We start from the raw sequence: 15,388 nt of genomic DNA on the forward strand, positions 1-15,388 counted from the left end.
TAAATATCGCGCCTATATGGCGTGATATTTAATCAAATCATACGGCCAATGCCTTAGTCATATTGATATGAGGCTCACCATCTTCTAAATATTCATCGCCCACAACCGCAAAACCTAATTTTTCATAAAATGGTACAGCATAAACTTGTGCAGATAAACTGAGGCTTTCATAAGATAATTTTTCAGCTTGATCTAGAATAGCTTCCATAATTTTGAAGCCTAAGCCAAGCCCACGAAATTCTTTCAAAATTGCTACTCGACCAATTTTTCCAATCTTATCTTGTGGAATTAAACGTGCTGTACCAATTGCAGCGCCATCTTTGTAAAGAATACATTGCCATGCGATCTTATCGTAATCATCAATATCAATTTCAGCAGGAAAACCTTGTTCCTTCGTGAAGACTAAATCACGCACATAATATGCATCTTGAATACATGGATCTGTATCACCATGAATTATTTTACATTCCATCATATCGAATCCTCATTGCTATATTTCAATCAAGATTCAATATACATTAAATTGTAGGTTTAAAATAACTCATTAATTGGGCTTTTTCATCAGCATTGACATCCAACCAATCATGACGTAATAAGAAATTCATCATCACTAACGCTGTATTAGGCTTAAACTGATCTTGCTGTTGTAGCAATGAAATAACTTCAGAAACAGGTAAACGCATAAACTTTTCAACTTCACCGTCCTGATTGTGAGGCTCAAATGCTTCTGGCAACTCCACATCGAAACAATGTAGTACATCATTACGAATACCAAATTCATCTTCCGTCATATATTGAATACTGCCTTTGTATTGCGCTGGCTCAACTAAATCTTTTGCAATCCCAGCTTCCTCTCCAGCTTCTTTGTATAAATTATCTTTAAGTGATAATTCAGCTGGCAAACCACCTGCTACTAATTGATCATATTTCAAAGGTGCAATCACACGATCAGCAGAACGTTGGGCAATCCAAATATGTGGCACATCATCAATCATTGTGTAACCATTCAAATGAACGCCATGCGCTTGTAATGCAAGCAGTGGAACAACACCGCGTTCTAGTTGAAAAAGTTCTGTTTGGCGATCAACACCTAAATAAATCGAAAATAATTCATCTCGCCAATTATTCACTAAACCTTCATCACGTAATCTTTGAGATAGCTCTTTCAAAGCATGTGAACGATCTTCAATGCTCATTTCCACAAACTCTTGAGCAAACATCCCCATTAAATTGGCAAATGTGAATTGAAAAATCTTAGGAAACTGATCAAATATAGCAATGTGCGCTTTATTCACATAGCCAATCTTCTGCCCTTGAAAACTCAAAGGTGTATAATTTGCTAAGTTTGGCATTGGCAAGGCAGCCAATAAATGTTGATATTTCATAACTAAACTTTAATGGCGAGTAATGTCTCTAACAATATTAGGTAACAAACGAGCTAATGCGCGATTGTAAGCTTCTACACCACCTGCTGCATCTTGCGATGCCGCTGTTTCAGTGGTGGAATAAATTTTAGAAAACACCAATTGATGCGTTGTTGAATTCACTAAACGAACCATTAAGCTCAAATCAATTGTACTTTGTCCATCCACAAAGCGTTGTTGCATTTTTTGAATTGTTGCATCAACTTTATATGGGCTTTGAATAGATGTTGGTGCCATCAATACATCTTGATAAGCATTCGATGCAATTAAGGCATCTGCTAAAGCTACTTTCATTAAGTATATTGGTGGTTCAACCCACGCACTTTTTGTGTATGCTTCAATCACATTAGCATTGCGTGTATAAGTCATATCCTTATTGGCACCTGTGCCAAATGATTTCACATCACTCACCGTAATTGAATAAGACTTCTGCTTAGCACTTGACTGAATAGATGAAATTACATCCGAGTTAAGAGTATATTGAGTTTTATAAGGCGCTGATCCACAACCTGCAATGAATAATAGTGAAGCTAAAACTGCTGTTAATTTTCCCATCATATTCTCCTTATTCACCTGGGCCACGCTTAGGTTTAGATTTACCCATAATCAATACATTAGGCTCATTATTCAATTGATTAATTAACTGAGAAGTTTGATATAAAATTGTATTCAACTCAGTAAATGTAGAATTCAAGTTTGGTATTTGTGTACGAACAGATTTGCCTAAGTTTTGGAAAACTACTGCTGTTTGATTCCATGATTCTAATGTGAGATCTGCATTATGTAATGTGATTTGCAAGTCTTCAGATGTTTTTCTCACATTCTCTGTGATCACGCTGAATGAATCAAAGGCTTGTAAAGCTTTATCCAACTTAGGTTCAATACGATCCACCATTCCAGCAACATCTTCTGAACTTTCAGCCAAATTGCTTGTTAAGCGATCCATATTTTTTAAAATACTATTAATATGTTCGGCATTTTCTGTTGTCACAACTAGATCTAGTTTCGCTGATAAATCAGAAACAGACTTAGAAACCTCATTGAATGCAGTGTCTAAACGTTTTGCTAAAGATGCACCATTTTTAATGCTAGGTATAGGTGTTTTATCAGTAGGCAGAACATCAGGTGAAGATGCTGTACCACCTGTTAAACTCACACCAACTAAACCTGTAATACCACGACTTGTTAAGACTGCTTCTGTATCCTTTTTAATCGGTGTACCCTTGATGATATCCAAAGAGATAATGACATAGCGCGGATCTTTTTCATTCAGCTGGATTTTGCGAACAATACCAACATCCACACCTTTATAATTCACAGATGAATTCACAGATAACCCTGAAACGGATTCTGTCGTGACAACTTTGTATGGCAAATATGTCACTTTTTCTGTACCTACAGTTAGCCAAACCACCAGTGTTAATAATGCGATGGCAAATCCCACCACAAAAACACCGACAGCAGCAAAACTAAATTTATTTTCCATAAGTCTCCTCTGTCGCTCGTCCTCTTGGACCTTGAAAATAGTGTTGAATTAAAGGATGTGGATCTTTCACCAACTCGCCAATTGGCTTATAAGCTAGAATTTTTTTCTCACCCAAAAAGGCAACTTTATCAGTAATTGCCCACAATGAATCTAGATCATGTGTCACCATCATAATGGTTAATGATAAAGATTCTTTTAATTGATTCATCAGATCATCAAATTCACCAGCACCCACAGGATCTAAACCTGCTGTTGGCTCATCTAAAAACAATAGCTGAGGATCTAATGCCAATGCTCTTGCCAATGCCGCGCGTTTAATCATACCGCCAGATAATTCTTTCGGTAACAAGTTAGCAGCATGTGGCGGTAAACCTGACAAAATAATTTTAAGTTCAGCCAACTCTTTCATTTCTGCATTGGATAATGATAAATGCTCTTTCATCGGCACCATTACATTTTCCAATACTGTCAAAGAGCTGAACAGTGCGCCACTTTGAAACAACATTCCAAAGCGTTTTCTTAAATCCATTTGTTGTTGCCCATTGATTCCCCAAACTGGTTCGCCCATCATATAGATTTGCCCAGAATGTGGTTTTAATAGCATGATGATTGCACGAAGCAACGTGGTTTTACCTGAACCTGAACCACCCACCAAAGCCACCAATTCGCCTTTTTTCACTGTCATGTTCAAATCTTCATGCACAGAATGAGTACCAAAGCGATTATATAAATGCTCAATCTCAATTGCGATGTTGGATTTATCTGAAATAATATCTGCCATTAGATCGGAACGTTCCTTGTAATAATTGAGAAAATTGCATCACAAATGATGACCAAGAAGATTGCCTGCACAACAGAAACTGTCGTTTGTTTACCAACGCTATCTGCACCACCTTTTACTCGGAAGCCCTGATAACATCCTGTCAATGCAATGATTAATGCAAAAATTGGCGTTTTTGCTAAGCCCACAATGAGCGTATTCACTGTCATAACTTCCGGAATACGATCCAAGAAGACAGTAAATGATACATCTAAATAATTATTCGCTAGTACCATTCCGCCAAAGATACTGCAAATATCGGCAAATACAGTCAATAATGGTAAGGCAATCACTAATGCCAAAGCTTTTGGTATGACCAATTGATCCAATGGATTAATACCAATGGTTTTCAGCGCATCCACTTCTTCATTCACAACCATCGTACCAATCTGTGCCGCAATCGCTGAACCCGTTCGACCCGCCACAATAATGGCTGTCATCAAAGGCGCTAACTCACGTAACATGGAGATAGAAATGAGCTCAACAACGAAGATATTTGCGCCATACTGCTTTAATAAAGCACCACCTTGATAAGCGATGACGATACCAATCAAGAAATTCAATAAGCCAATGATGAATAAAGCCTGAACGCCACCTGTTTGCACATTTGCCCACAGCGCTTTCCAGCGAATTTTCATTGGATTGGCTAGGTTCTTGCCCATGACAATAGAAACACGGCCAATAAAATCAAAGAAGTTATAGAACTGCCCTTTCACATCATAAGCAAGTTTGCCTGCTGAAGTAAAAAATGAATCTTTAGGTGCAGGCGCTAAATCTTCACACTTAATTTTATCTGTACGCTCAGTAATGAACTCAACTAACGTTGAAATTTCATCATGAAATTTTACGAGTTGAACTGTGCCCTGTTGCGCTTCGATTTGGCATTTGAACTTACTCATCCAATATGCGCCACTTGTATCCATAGCAACCAAAGCATCACCATTGATTTCAACTGGCTGTTTTAAATCTATATTAGAAAAATTAACATTCGCAATAGATTTTTCAATCGCTGCAGTATTAGCAATTGTCCAATCACCTTGCAGTGTTAATTGATTTTTATCTTGCGTTAACATCATAGGCTTTCATTCTCAACAACCTGAGTTGTTAGTAATTGAGGAAAACGAATCGCAGGTAAACGAGCCGTTAATCCACCAGAAGCTTGAATGATCAAAGTACCCACTTGCAGAAAACGACTGAACAAACCTTTTTTAATGTGAAATGCATCAATGTGCATTCTTGGAAACTCCACAACTTGTGGTTTCAATAAACCTGTTTCCACTAAAACACGCATATTCGTTACTGTAATGCGTGTTGATAAAAATGTTAATGTTGCACGAATCAAACGATATAACGCATAGATAATCACAATTTGGCTCAACCATTTTCTAGGATGCAAACGCGTTTGGCTCAAAAAATCATAAATAGAATCAGGTAAATGCTCACGTAATAAACCTGAGCCTTGATGTAAATAAAATTGTATTTGATATTTCAATGAATCGACAACTGCTGTTGGCTCATCAAATACCACTAATGAATACAGTGAAAATGAACCTTTCGATACAGCCTTCAACCATAAATAAAAACCAAATAGCAATAACAATCCAGGTACGACAAAGATCCACCAATGGGTATATTGTTGTAATAATATTTCTTCGTTTCGTGCTAAATCTTCTTCTTTTCTACTGAATAACATGTCTTTTCCAATATTATTATGGATTAAATCGTCGCCAACGTTCAGGGTTTTGTTGCGCGCCAGAAACTTTCCAAATACCTAAGCGCGATATTTTAGCTTTTTTCTCTGCATTTATATAGTCTTGATCTTTATTATACCGACGATATACAACAGCAGCGCCCTGTTTCACCATTTCTAAACCCAAATCTGCATCATCAATGTATAACTTCCCAATCATTCGCTGATAACGATCTTGCTCCATGATTTGAATACGAATGGTTTTATTTTTACCAATCATTGTCTTGAGAGTTTTAGTGGCAAAATCGCCCCAATATTCCTGCCCGGTTTCAGGTGCATCCATTCCCCAAACTCTAATATAACGCAAAGTCTTTTCAGAACTTTTTAATGATTTTGGGCATCGAGCCACAATTGTATCGCCATCCACAATCCTTGATATATCACAAGTTAATTCAATAGGATAATGAGGATAAGGGGATTGATCATAACGACTTTGTGGCTCTTCATCTAAAGAAGCAAACCAGACTAAACCAATACATAAGCCAACAATGACTAAAATATTGGTCCATCGGTTAGATTGGCGAGATTTGCCAATCCACCAACCTAAATACTTGATCAACCTCTGTTTAGAAGAGATAGCCAAATCCCCATAAAATAATGTGCATACAAATGAGCGCCATAATGCCTGCAAACACATCATCAATCATAATGCCAAATCCGCCTTTAACTTTTTGATCAATGACTTTTATCGGCCATGGTTTAATCACATCAAAGATTCTAAATAAGATAAATCCTAATAAGATATTTATCCATGAAAATGGCACAAGGAACATGGTAATGAAAAAGCCAACAAACTCATCAATCACAATCCCGCCATGATCATGCACACCTAATTCTTGGCTCGCTTTCTCGCTCACATACCAACCCAATAGAAAAATGGCTATAACAGCGATTGCATAGGGAATCGGCGATAAAAAGCTCAAAAGCATCCAAACAGGAATGGATGCAACTGTGCCAAATGTCCCAGGTGCAACGGGCGCACAACCTGAGCCAAAACCTGATGCAAAAAATTGCATTGGCGTTTTGATGGTAATCTTCACATTGTGATCATGTTTATCTTTCATCATTCAATATAGTGCTCACGATAAAATTTCAATTCACCAATGGATTCACGAATATCATCCAAAGCTTGATGTGTATTTTGTTTTGCGTATGTTTCACCTTCAGGATACCAGCGCTTAATCATCTCTTTAAACGAACTCACATCCACATTGCGATAATGTAAATAATTATCCACCAATGGCATATATTTCTTTAAGAAACGACGATCTGTGCCAATACTATTGCCACATAATGGAGAGCTCTTTTCAATGACCCACTGTGATAAAAACTCAAACGTCATTTGCTCTGCTTTTTCTAAATCAATTGCGCTTGCTTTCACTCGATCGATTAAGCCAGATTGACCATGAGTATTTTGATTCCAATCATCCATTAAATCTAACACAGCTTGAGATTGATGAATTGCGATCACTGGACCTTCTGCCACAATATTCAGATCACTATCTGTCACGATGGAAGCAATCTCAATGATATGATCACGCGTTTCATCCAATCCTGTCATTTCTAAATCGATCCAGAACAAATAACGATCACTTGCTTGCATGCTAAATTACCTTATAAAAACAAAGGGACATTCTATCACGATGCCCCTCTATTTGTATTTCACTGATTTTGATTGTTATTTAGGAATCACACCACAAGCCATTCTTGCACCACCGCCGCCTAATGGCGCGGGATCATCAGAGAAATTGTCACCATGAACATGCACCATAATGGCACGATCTTTAATATCGGCTACAGACTTAATGCGTGGTGCCAATACCGCTGTAGTCGCTGTACCATCTGCCACAACATGCAAAGGTGGCAAATCACCTAAATGACCATCTCCCCAAGGTGCACCATGTTTTTTTGTATCAGCAGGATCGAAATGACCACCCGCTGCTAATGCAGGTCCTTTAGTGCCATCTGCCGCTGTATTACCACAACTTGGATTAGCATGCACATGAAAACCATGCACACCTGCGGTTAAACCACTCAAGTTTGGTGTCAATACCACACCATATTCTGTCTCTTGTAATTCAACTGTACCAATTTTTTCAGCCACACCATCAGCCGTCACAATATTCATATCAACAGTCACAGTTTCAGCCCATGAGTATGATGCGAACAAGGTTGATAAAGACAATGCTAAAACGATTTTTTTCATGTTAACCATCCTTTTATAATTGATGTTTAAGAAATAATTTTGCACAACTTCTTTACAGTAACATTAAATCATTCAGTGTACGAATTTATACATGATGCTTTTTTAAAATTTCCATCACCTCTTCAGAAGAGTTGACGATATAAACCCAATCAAACGTATCCACACTGATCAGCTTTTGATCCATCAATGATGTTTTAAACCACGCAAACAATTGTGCCCAGAAATCATTGTCAAACAAAATCACGGGTGAACGTTTTAGTTTACCCGTTTGAATCAATGTTAACACTTCAAACAATTCATCTAGTGTCCCAAAACCACCCGGCATGCAGATGAATGCGGATGAATAATTAAAAAATGTGAGCTTTCTTGGAATAAACTGCGAAAATTTTAAAGATTTTGTTTGATAAGGATTGGGATGCTGTTCTCGCGGTAAAACAATATTTAGCCCAACTGATTCTGCTTTACCTTGTATTGCCCCTTGATTAGCCGCCGCCATAATGCCAGGCCCACCCCCAGAAATGATTACAAAACCTGCTTCTGCAATTTTTTGAGCAACTTCGACTGTTGCCTGATAATAATCATTATCCTCAGGAATTCTTGCTGAACCAAAAATTGTCACAGCAGTTCCTAAATCATGTAATGTCTCTTTTGCTTGTTTTAATTCATGATCAATTTGATTCGCATCCCACAACATAGCATCCTCTTTTGCTTTTAAATATCATCATTCTTCGTGTCAGTCGGGAATTATAACAGAAGCATTTTTATTAATGTTATAATCACCTTTTTTTGAATTGGACTGATCGCCATGCAATTTCAAGATTTACGAGAATTCATCGATTATTTAGAAAAAAATGGTAAATTACAGAGAATTTCCCACAAGATTGACACCAATCTTGAAATGACTGAATTTTCAGATCATGTTTTAAGACAGCAAGGCCCTGCCCTTTTATTTGAAAACCCCAAAGATCACTCCATACCTGTTTTGACCAATCTTTTTGGCACACCTGAACGTGTTGCTTTGGCCATTGGGGAAACTGATCCTGCAAAATTACGTGAAATTGGTGAACTGTTAGCATTTTTAAAAGAGCCGAATCCGCCAGAAAGTTTGCGCGCTATGATCAAGCAATTCCCAATCTTCAAAAAAGTATTGGCCATGAAATCAAAAGTAACAACATCACCAGCTTGCCGTGAAGTTGTGATTGAAAAAGATGATGTAGACTTAAGCAAACTCCCCATTCAAAAATGTTGGCCATTGGATGCTGCGCCTTTAATCACTTGGGGCTTAACCATCACTAAAGGCCCGCATAAAAAACGCCAAAACATTGGCATTTATCGCCAACAAGTGATTGGTAAGAATCGCATCATTATGCGCTGGTTAGCGCATCGCGGTGGCGCATTAGACTTTCGCGAGTTTCAGTTAAAAAATCCGGGCAAACCTTTTCCTGTAGTAGTTGCGCTCGGTGCGGATCCTGCCACGATTATTGCGGCTGTTACCCCCATTCCTGATACATTATCCGAATACGCCTTTGCAGGTTTATTGCGAGGCAAGAAAACTCATGTAGCAAAATCGCTCATTTCAAATGAATTAACTGTGCCTGCTTATGCAGAAATTGTTTTAGAAGGTTATATTTATCCTGATGATATGGCGCCTGAAGGCCCTTATGGTGATCACACAGGTTACTATAATGAAGTAGATACTTTCCCTGTAATGACAGTTGAACATATTACACATCGTAAAGATCCTATTTATCATTCAACCTACACAGGCCGCCCGCCAGATGAGCCTGCAATGTTAGGCGTTGCGTTGAATGAAGTTTTTGTGCCAATCATTCAAAAACAATTCCCTGAAATCGTCGATTTCTACCTACCACCAGAAGGTTGTTCTTATCGCATGGCGGTTGTTTCTATGAAGAAACAGTATCCAGGGCATGCAAAACGCTTAATGCTAGGCGTTTGGTCATTCTTACGCCAATTCATGTACACAAAATTTGTGATCATTGTTGATGAGGATGTGAACTGCCGAGACTGGAATGATGTAATTTGGGCAATCACCACACGCATGGATCCATCACGAGATACCGTCATGATTGACAATACGCCCATTGACTATCTCGACTTTGCATCACCAGTCTCTGGCTTAGGTTCAAAAATGGGTATGGATGCCACCAATAAATGGCCTGGCGAAACAGATCGCGAATGGGGCATTCCCATTGAAATGGATCAAGAGGTTATCGATAAAATGAGTAAAATTCTAAAAGAGTATGGCTATGAAAGATAATATTATTCAGCAAATTCAAGCATCAATTGAAACAAAACAAGCGATCTTAAAAGATGAAATTTTACTCAGCAATATCATGACTGTTGCTGAAAAACTCATTCAGCTTTATCACAACAATGGTAAAATTTTAATTGCAGGCAATGGTGGCTCAGCCGCTGATGCTCAACATATGGCAGCAGAGTTAGTAGGTAGATTTGAATTGGAACGCAAAGGATTGCCAGCAATTGCCTTAACAACAGATAGTTCAATTTTAACAGCTGTGGGCAATGATTATGGCTATCACTATACTTTTGCACGCCAAGTGGAAGCTCTGGGCAATGCTAATGATACGTTGATTGCCATTTCCACATCTGGCAACTCAGAAAGCATTGTCAATGCAGTGAAAGCAGCCAAAGAACAAGGCTTATACTGCATTGGTTTAACAGGATCCAAACCATGCGAAATGGATGAATTATGTGACATCATGCTAAAAATGCCATCCACACATACTCCACGAATTCAAGAATCACACTTATTGATTGAACATATGCTGTGCCAGATCATCGAATCCAATCTGTTTGCTCAAAACTAATTATTACAGGTCATTCACCATGTTAAAACTATTCAAAGTCTTACCTTTAGCACTTTTATTAACCGCATGTGCATCAACGTTCGGTGATCAAGCAAAAGATGCCATTACTTATCAAGAAGCGATTCAATCACCATCCAATGCATTGGGTAAAACCATCATCGTTGGTGGACCAATCATTTCCTACAATCAAACCGCAACAGGCACACAAATTGAGATTGCGAATGCGCCTTTGAATGATCAAGATGCACCATCTATTCATGGCAATAGTAGCCAACGCGCCATCATCAATATTCCTGAAACAATTCCATCAGAGCAACTTCAAAATGTTCGTATTTCTGCAATTGGCACAATTAAAGATTTAGCTGAAATGACTCGCTATGGCAACACGAAGATCATCATGATTTCAGCTCAACAACATCGCATTTGGAGAACAACTAAGCCAATGTTTGACCCTAACAATAAAGAACGTTACGGCTATAAATATCAGGTTGAATAAATTTCAATGAAGATTCTGCAAATCCTCCCTGCCATGAATCAAGGCGGGGTTGAATATTACGTTTTAGAAAATACTCAGCACATTGCCAAATATGCTGAGTCTTTTGTTATTTCAGCAGGCGGTCGACTGGTTGATCAATTGATTCAAAATGGCTCGCAGCACTTTACATTGCCCATTGAGAAGAAAAATTTCCGATCACTCTTACAAGTCAAAAAACTCAGAAAGCTTATTGAAGAGATTCATCCTGACATCATTCATGTGCATTCGCGCTTGCAAGCATGGCTCGTCACTTTTGCTTTAAGAAAGCTATCTTATCGCCCAAAGGTTATTACGACTATTCATGGCTTCAACTCCATCAATCGCTATAGCCAGCAAATGTTACATGCTGATCAAGTGATCGCTGTTTCTGATTCATTGAAAAAATATCTATCACAAGCTTATCCACAAGAAGCTGTGGATAAAGTATTAGTCATTTCACAAGGCATCGATTCAAATCGATTCAATCACACGAATCCAATCAATGATTCGATTCGCCAACAAATACTTGATTTGGGCATTAATTTTTCGCAAGATAAAGTAATTCTACTGCCAGGTAGGATCACTCGCATCAAAGGAATTACCTTATTGATTGATTTAATACAACAACTCAAAGATGAAAATCATTCAAACATTAAAGCCATCATTGTAGGTAGTTATGACAAGCGTAACGAAGAATTTTATCAATCCATGAAATCTCGTATCATTGAACTACAACTGGATCATCAAATCCTATGGTTTGGTACTTGTGATGATATGAGATCAATTTATCAATTAGCAGATTTAACATTATCCATCACATCTAAACCAGAATCTTATGGTAGAACTGTGATTGAATCACTGGCATGTGGAACGCCTGTTGTCGGTTTTGATTATGGTGGCGTTGGCGAAAACTTACAGCAGTTTTATCCTGAAGGTAAAATTCCCCCCAATGATTTAACTGCATTACATGATGCCGTTTTACGTGAACTCTCTGTTCCAAAAGCAGAAAAACAGATCCTGCCAATCAGCGATACCATTGAGAAAAGTCAAGCAAAACTCAGATCACTTTATGAATCGCTAAAATGATATTGCTCTTTTAGATGTAGAAATGCTTAAAATTTGCTAATATATCCCACTTTTATGATTTCATTCTTTCTTTGATTTAACCACCAATGACAGTAATAGCTATCGGCATTAATCACAAAGCAGCTTCGGTTGAAATCCGAGGCCAAGCTTCCGTATTGCCAGAAAAAGTCCCAGCATTCTTACAAACACTCAAAGATAATGAGTGGTCGAACGGTGCTGTCATTCTTTCAACATGCAACAGAACAGAATTCTATTTAGATGGATTAATAGCGCCTTTAGAAGAATTTTTCGCACTTTGGGCAAGTCACTCTCAAATATCCATCGATAATATTCAAGAATATCATTATTGCTATCGTGATAACGAAGCCATTTCACACTTATTGCGTGTGAGCGCTGGTTTAGATTCGCTAATTTTGGGCGAGCCTCAAATTATGGGACAATTGCGCACTGCATTTGATTTATCACATCAATCCAATGCATTATGTAAAACCCTTAATCGTTTATTCCAATTAGCATTCCAAACAGCTAAACGCATTCGTACGGAAACCAATATTGGTGCTTATACGATTTCCGTTGCTTATACTTCTGTGCAATTGGCTAAGCAAATTTTTGATATTTCTGAACAAAATGCATTATTAGTTGGCGCTGGTGAAACCATAGAATTAGTGGCTGAACATTTAATTGAAGCGAATGTAAAATCTATTGCCATTGCAAATAGAACACAAAGTCGCGCTCATGAAATGAGTGGTAGATTAGCTATTCCTGCTTCAGTGCATGAATTAAGTGAATTACCTAAACTGTTAGAAAGTGCAGATATTGTTATTTCTTCAACAGGCGCACCTTTTTCTTTAATCTCTAAAGAAATGGCGAGCAATGCGTTGAAAGCTCGTCGAAACAAACCTATTTTAATGGTAGATATCGCTGTTCCACGCGATATTGATGCCAATGTTAATGAACTTGATGATATTTATCTCTACAGCGTAGATGATTTAAACAATATCGTTGAAAAGAATTATCAATCCAGAGAAGCTGCTGCCAAAGAAGCAGAAGTTTATGTTCAGCAAAGCGTTTCAGAATGGGAAGATTGGTTGCAACTTGCTGATCTCTCTGTCCATCTGCAGTCTGTCTTCCATTTTGTTGATGAGCAAAAAAATACAACCCTGCGTAAAGCACGACAATTAGTCAATCATCAAGATCAACACGAACTTGATGAAGTGATTGACCAAGTGGTTTCACAAATGGGTAATCGAATCCTACATCCATTAATCTCTTTATTAAAAGAATTAGAACAGGAAGGTAATTCCGACATGGTTAATAGAATTCTCGCTCAATACACACCAAGTAAGAAACGCACATCTCATTAGTTTTAATCATCCAAATAGGTAATATCATGTCAAATCCCGACAATAAGGCTCAGCAAATCTTAGCCAATTCTGAAGAAATTCTTTCTGCCAAAGCAGTTGAAAATGCATTGAATGAAATGGCTGTTGTCATCAAAAATGACTTATCAGATTTAGATCCTGTCGTTTTAGTGGTTATGAATGGTGCGTTAATCCCAGGCGGCCTTCTACTTTCTCGTTTAAATTTCCCATTTAGAATTGGCTATTTGCACGCAACTCGTTATCGTGGTGAAACAACTGGCGGAGATTTACACTGGGTTGCACAGCCTAGTATTCCTGTTGAAGGACAACCTGTACTTTTAGTTGACGATATTTTCGATGAAGGTACTACACTAGAAGCGATCACCAAGGCTTTAGTAGATATGGGTGCAACAAAAGTTTATACCGCAACTTTATTTAATAAGGTACATGATCGCAAACCTAAAGATTTTAGGGTAGATTATATTGGTCTAGATGTTCCAGATCGCTACGTATTTGGTTGTGGCATGGATTGCAACGAATATTGGCGCAACCTTGGCAGTATCTGGGCACTCAAAGAAGCTTAATTCATCTCAAGAGGTGTAAAATGAAGAAACATGTTGCAAAATTGACGTATTGGATATTAATAACGCTGGTTTCTCTAATCACTTTTAGCCATGCGCAATTAAAAATACAAGTGACCAAAGCTGCCAACAATGCGATTCCAATTGCACTGTTTTCAGCAGATGCACAAGGGAACTATGTAGAACAAGTTGTGGGTGCTGATCTTGCTCGCTCTGGTCGCTTCATTGCATTACCTGCAAAAAGCTCTCCAGAACCAACAGCAGGACCTGCTAGCATTAATAGCGATGCATGGATGCAACGTGGCGTTCAATATGGAGTATTTTTAACAGTCAGAGGTAATCAAATCTCTGTAGATTTGATGAATACTTTCTCAAAAACATCTATGTTGCAACGTGTTTATACTGTCAATGGTGGCAATGAACGCCAATGGCGTAAAACTGCACACCAAATCGCAGATTCAATTTACGAGAAAATTTTAGGTGTAACTGGCTCTTTTGATACAAAAGTTGCTTATGTTGCTAAAAATGGTCGTCAATATCAGTTGATTGTATCTGATGCTGATGGTGCATATCCAAGCACTATTTTCAACTCTGCTGAGCCAATTTTATCACCTGCGTGGTCACCAAACGGTCAACAAGTTGCTTATTCTTCTTTAGAAGGTAAAAAGAGCAAGATTGTTGTACAAGATATTTATTCAGGCAAACGTCATGTTGTATTAGATTTACCAGGCATTAATGGTGCACCTTCATGGTCACCAGATGGTACGCGCTTGGTATTCACACTATCTAAAGATGGCAACCCTGAAATTTACACATCAGATGTTTATGGCAAGAACTTAACTCGCCTCACTAATCATCCTGGGATTGATACAGAACCTGTTTGGGGTAAAGATAACATGATTTACTTCACATCAGATAGAGCTGGCAATCCTCAAGTTTACCGCATCGGTGCAAACGGCGGAACACCTGTCAGAATTTCAACATCTGGCAACTACAATGCCAGCCCTTCTATCTCTAATGATGGCCGTTACTTAGCTGTTATGAATCGTGGTAGTGGCAATGGCTTTGGGATTGCGATCATTGATTTACAAACAGGTGCAACGAAGCGTTTAACTAACGGTGGTAAAGATGAAGCACCAAGCTTCTCAAGTAATGGTCACATGATCATTTATGCGAATGGCAATGGTGGTTTAAATGCTGTTTCTAACGATGGCAATGTAACACAACGATTCTCAAGCAATGCTTCAGATGTCCGCGAGCCTGCTTGGTCGAACTAACAATATCAACGTACTGATTAATTTCAAAATTGGG

At 38.2% G+C, this 15,388-nt stretch carries 19 protein-coding genes; 7 read left to right on the forward strand and 12 right to left on the reverse strand.

What is annotated here, in order from left to right; translation table 11 throughout:
• Positions 1-37: 37 nt before the first annotated feature.
• From BZK16_RS08080 to BZK16_RS08135, 12 genes are all read right to left on the reverse strand, one after another.
• Complete coding sequence (locus BZK16_RS08080) at positions 38-475, reverse strand: GNAT family N-acetyltransferase (protein ID WP_233145237.1); 438 nt, start codon at positions 473-475, stop codon at positions 38-40.
• A 43-nt stretch (positions 476-518) separates the two neighbouring features.
• Positions 519-1,385, reverse strand: coding sequence for an NUDIX hydrolase (locus BZK16_RS08085; RefSeq protein ID WP_077928392.1), 867 nt, complete (start codon positions 1,383-1,385; stop codon positions 519-521).
• A gap of 9 nt (positions 1,386-1,394) precedes the next feature.
• Positions 1,395-1,979, reverse strand: a complete 585-nt coding sequence (locus BZK16_RS08090) for an ABC-type transport auxiliary lipoprotein family protein (protein WP_233145238.1) — start codon at positions 1,977-1,979, stop codon at positions 1,395-1,397.
• A gap of 10 nt (positions 1,980-1,989) precedes the next feature.
• Entirely contained in the window at positions 1,990-2,910 is a 921-nt protein-coding gene (locus BZK16_RS08095) for an MlaD family protein (protein WP_077928394.1), read from the reverse strand.
• The gene (locus BZK16_RS08100) at positions 2,900-3,691 is read right to left on the reverse strand and encodes an ABC transporter ATP-binding protein (protein WP_077928395.1); all 792 of its coding nucleotides are present in this window, start codon (positions 3,689-3,691) and stop codon (positions 2,900-2,902) included. The genes BZK16_RS08095 and BZK16_RS08100 overlap by 11 nt, the downstream gene beginning before the upstream one ends.
• Positions 3,691-4,806 (reverse strand): MlaE family ABC transporter permease, encoded by a 1,116-nt coding sequence (locus tag BZK16_RS08105; RefSeq protein WP_077928396.1) that lies wholly within the window; start codon positions 4,804-4,806, stop codon positions 3,691-3,693. Before BZK16_RS08105 ends, BZK16_RS08100 begins: the two co-directional genes overlap by 1 nt.
• Positions 4,803-5,423 (reverse strand): PH domain-containing protein, encoded by a 621-nt coding sequence (locus BZK16_RS08110; protein ID WP_077928397.1) that lies wholly within the window; start codon positions 5,421-5,423, stop codon positions 4,803-4,805. The genes BZK16_RS08105 and BZK16_RS08110 overlap by 4 nt, the downstream gene beginning before the upstream one ends.
• Positions 5,424-5,439: 16 nt before the next feature.
• On the reverse strand, positions 5,440-6,063 hold the full coding sequence (locus tag BZK16_RS08115) for a thermonuclease family protein (protein WP_158076835.1): 624 nt from the start codon (positions 6,061-6,063) through the stop codon (positions 5,440-5,442).
• A complete protein-coding gene (locus BZK16_RS08120) occupies positions 6,047-6,547 on the reverse strand; it encodes a phosphatidylglycerophosphatase A family protein (RefSeq protein ID WP_332881389.1) in 501 nt (166 codons plus the stop codon). The genes BZK16_RS08115 and BZK16_RS08120 overlap by 17 nt, the downstream gene beginning before the upstream one ends.
• On the reverse strand, positions 6,544-7,083 hold the full coding sequence (orn, locus tag BZK16_RS08125; RefSeq protein WP_077928399.1) for an oligoribonuclease: 540 nt from the start codon (positions 7,081-7,083) through the stop codon (positions 6,544-6,546). The genes BZK16_RS08120 and orn overlap by 4 nt, the downstream gene beginning before the upstream one ends.
• A 75-nt stretch (positions 7,084-7,158) precedes the next feature.
• Positions 7,159-7,686: a superoxide dismutase family protein gene (gene sodC, locus BZK16_RS08130; protein ID WP_077928400.1), complete on the reverse strand. Its 528-nt coding sequence runs from the start codon at positions 7,684-7,686 to the stop codon at positions 7,159-7,161.
• Between the two features lie 85 nt (positions 7,687-7,771).
• Entirely contained in the window at positions 7,772-8,380 is a 609-nt protein-coding gene (locus BZK16_RS08135; RefSeq protein ID WP_077928401.1) for an LOG family protein, read from the reverse strand.
• A 111-nt stretch (positions 8,381-8,491) separates the two neighbouring features.
• On the opposite strand from BZK16_RS08135, the gene ubiD reads away from it, so the two are divergent.
• From ubiD to tolB, 7 genes are all read left to right on the forward strand, one after another.
• Positions 8,492-9,964, forward strand: a complete 1,473-nt coding sequence (gene ubiD / locus BZK16_RS08140; protein ID WP_077928402.1) for a 4-hydroxy-3-polyprenylbenzoate decarboxylase — start codon at positions 8,492-8,494, stop codon at positions 9,962-9,964.
• Positions 9,954-10,535, forward strand: a complete 582-nt coding sequence (locus BZK16_RS08145; RefSeq protein WP_077928403.1) for a D-sedoheptulose-7-phosphate isomerase — start codon at positions 9,954-9,956, stop codon at positions 10,533-10,535. Before ubiD ends, BZK16_RS08145 begins: the two co-directional genes overlap by 11 nt.
• 19 nt (positions 10,536-10,554) lie before the next feature.
• Positions 10,555-11,031 (forward strand): Slp family lipoprotein, encoded by a 477-nt coding sequence (locus BZK16_RS08150; RefSeq protein WP_077928404.1) that lies wholly within the window; start codon positions 10,555-10,557, stop codon positions 11,029-11,031.
• A 6-nt stretch (positions 11,032-11,037) separates the two neighbouring features.
• A complete protein-coding gene (locus BZK16_RS08155; protein ID WP_077928405.1) occupies positions 11,038-12,135 on the forward strand; it encodes a glycosyltransferase in 1,098 nt (365 codons plus the stop codon).
• Positions 12,136-12,221: 86 nt separating this feature from the next.
• Positions 12,222-13,499 carry a glutamyl-tRNA reductase gene (gene hemA / locus BZK16_RS08160; RefSeq protein WP_077928406.1) on the forward strand — a complete coding sequence of 426 codons (1,278 nt, stop codon included), beginning with the start codon at positions 12,222-12,224 and terminating at the stop codon, positions 13,497-13,499.
• 26 nt (positions 13,500-13,525) lie between these two features.
• Positions 13,526-14,080 carry a hypoxanthine-guanine phosphoribosyltransferase gene (locus BZK16_RS08165; RefSeq protein WP_077928407.1) on the forward strand — a complete coding sequence of 185 codons (555 nt, stop codon included), beginning with the start codon at positions 13,526-13,528 and terminating at the stop codon, positions 14,078-14,080.
• Positions 14,081-14,100: 20 nt separating this feature from the next.
• Positions 14,101-15,354 carry a Tol-Pal system beta propeller repeat protein TolB gene (gene tolB, locus BZK16_RS08170; RefSeq protein WP_077928408.1) on the forward strand — a complete coding sequence of 418 codons (1,254 nt, stop codon included), beginning with the start codon at positions 14,101-14,103 and terminating at the stop codon, positions 15,352-15,354.
• The last annotated feature ends 34 nt before the right edge of the window (positions 15,355-15,388 follow it).

This window comes from Wohlfahrtiimonas populi (assembly GCF_002006795.1).
Taxonomy (GTDB): domain Bacteria; phylum Pseudomonadota; class Gammaproteobacteria; order Cardiobacteriales; family Wohlfahrtiimonadaceae; genus Wohlfahrtiimonas; species Wohlfahrtiimonas populi.

Bases quoted from the DNA above. Each gene is read 5' to 3' on its own strand.
- BZK16_RS08080 (WP_233145237.1), bottom strand. From the start codon at position 475: ATGATGGAATGTAAAATAATTCATGGTGATACAGATCCATGTATTCAA.
- BZK16_RS08085 (WP_077928392.1), bottom strand. From the start codon at position 1,385: ATGAAATATCAACATTTATTGGCTGCCTTGCCAATGCCAAACTTAGCA.
- BZK16_RS08090 (WP_233145238.1), bottom strand. From the start codon at position 1,979: ATGGGAAAATTAACAGCAGTTTTAGCTTCACTATTATTCATTGCAGGT.
- BZK16_RS08095 (WP_077928394.1), bottom strand. From the start codon at position 2,910: ATGGAAAATAAATTTAGTTTTGCTGCTGTCGGTGTTTTTGTGGTGGGA.
- BZK16_RS08100 (WP_077928395.1), bottom strand. From the start codon at position 3,691: ATGGCAGATATTATTTCAGATAAATCCAACATCGCAATTGAGATTGAG.
- BZK16_RS08105 (WP_077928396.1), bottom strand. From the start codon at position 4,806: ATGATGTTAACGCAAGATAAAAATCAATTAACACTGCAAGGTGATTGG.
- BZK16_RS08110 (WP_077928397.1), bottom strand. From the start codon at position 5,423: ATGTTATTCAGTAGAAAAGAAGAAGATTTAGCACGAAACGAAGAAATA.
- BZK16_RS08120 (WP_332881389.1), bottom strand. From the start codon at position 6,547: ATGATGAAAGATAAACATGATCACAATGTGAAGATTACCATCAAAACG.
- orn (WP_077928399.1), bottom strand. From the start codon at position 7,083: ATGCAAGCAAGTGATCGTTATTTGTTCTGGATCGATTTAGAAATGACA.
- sodC (WP_077928400.1), bottom strand. From the start codon at position 7,686: ATGAAAAAAATCGTTTTAGCATTGTCTTTATCAACCTTGTTCGCATCA.
- BZK16_RS08135 (WP_077928401.1), bottom strand. From the start codon at position 8,380: ATGTTGTGGGATGCGAATCAAATTGATCATGAATTAAAACAAGCAAAA.
- ubiD (WP_077928402.1), top strand. From the start codon at position 8,492: ATGCAATTTCAAGATTTACGAGAATTCATCGATTATTTAGAAAAAAAT.
- BZK16_RS08145 (WP_077928403.1), top strand. From the start codon at position 9,954: ATGAAAGATAATATTATTCAGCAAATTCAAGCATCAATTGAAACAAAA.
- BZK16_RS08150 (WP_077928404.1), top strand. From the start codon at position 10,555: ATGTTAAAACTATTCAAAGTCTTACCTTTAGCACTTTTATTAACCGCA.
- BZK16_RS08155 (WP_077928405.1), top strand. From the start codon at position 11,038: ATGAAGATTCTGCAAATCCTCCCTGCCATGAATCAAGGCGGGGTTGAA.
- hemA (WP_077928406.1), top strand. From the start codon at position 12,222: ATGACAGTAATAGCTATCGGCATTAATCACAAAGCAGCTTCGGTTGAA.
- BZK16_RS08165 (WP_077928407.1), top strand. From the start codon at position 13,526: ATGTCAAATCCCGACAATAAGGCTCAGCAAATCTTAGCCAATTCTGAA.
- tolB (WP_077928408.1), top strand. From the start codon at position 14,101: ATGAAGAAACATGTTGCAAAATTGACGTATTGGATATTAATAACGCTG.